At 61.5% G+C, this 970-nt stretch carries 1 protein-coding gene; it reads left to right on the top strand.

Annotation, left to right across the window (positions count from 1 at the left end):
* The coding region (locus EOA86_RS36260; protein ID WP_128345807.1) for a hypothetical protein at nucleotides 1–899 on the top strand (899 nt) is incomplete at its 5' end.
* Nucleotides 900–970: the final 71 nt, after the last annotated feature.

The following is a 970-nucleotide window of genomic DNA, read 5'->3' as shown; positions in this document are numbered from 1 at the left end:
GCGTGGTGACGCGCGGCGAGGCCGAGGCGCTGTTTGCGCTCGACGCAAAGGCCAAGGACAAATGCGCGCAATGGCCTGTTTTTTTCGTCGAAGCTGTGACCGACTTCATCGTTCATCAGGAAAAGCCGGCGGGCTATATCTCGCAGGACAATGCCGACTGGCTGGTCCGAGCGATTTCGCGCGACGGCATGGTCGATAGCCGGACCGAACTCGAATTGCTGGTGCATGTGCTGGAAAAGGCGAAATCGTCGCCGAACGGGCTTTGCGTCTATGCGCTGGCGCAGGTCGCCAATGCCGTTCTGGACGGCAAGGGGCCGCTGATGCACGACGGCAAGCTGGTTCCCGGCCTGATCGCCAAGGCGGAAGTCGAGCTTCTGCGCCGCATCCTCTATGCCCATGGCGGCGACGGCAACATCGCGATCACCCGCGCCGAGGCCGAGATGCTGTTCAAGATCAATGAGCGGACAGCGGCAGCCAACAACGATCCGTCATGGAATGATCTGTTCGTCAAAGCGATCGCCAATTTCGTCATGTGCTCGGCCGGCTACGAAGCGCCGATACGCGACGTGGCGCTGCGCCGGGATTCTTTCTTCGAGCAGGCGGAACCGGGGATCGGCAGTTTCTTTGGCCGCATGGTATCGGGCGGCCTTGCCGGCATCATGGAAGCCTATCGCGCGCCGGGCGATATCGAATCCGAATGGGAATCGAAGAACAAGGCAGCCGAGGCACTGGCCCGCCGCGCCGAAACCATCGACGCCAGCGAGGCGAAGTGGCTGGCTGAGCGCATCGGCCGCGACCGGCCGCTGCGCGAGAACGAACGCGCGCTGCTGACACTGATCAAGCATGCCTCGCCGGAAATCCATCCGGTGCTCAAACCGCTAATCGACAAGGTCGCTTGAGCAAAAGCACTAAAACACTGATCGGAAATGGCGGAGCTATGGCCTCAAATGCCGCCATACCAGTCGTAGCC

It is taken from the genome of Mesorhizobium sp. M5C.F.Ca.IN.020.32.2.1, assembly GCF_004023105.1.
Taxonomy (GTDB): domain Bacteria; phylum Pseudomonadota; class Alphaproteobacteria; order Rhizobiales; family Rhizobiaceae; genus Mesorhizobium; species Mesorhizobium wenxiniae.
The sequence above is the reverse complement of the archived record's forward strand: the minus strand, read 5'-3'. Positions and strand labels throughout refer to the sequence as shown.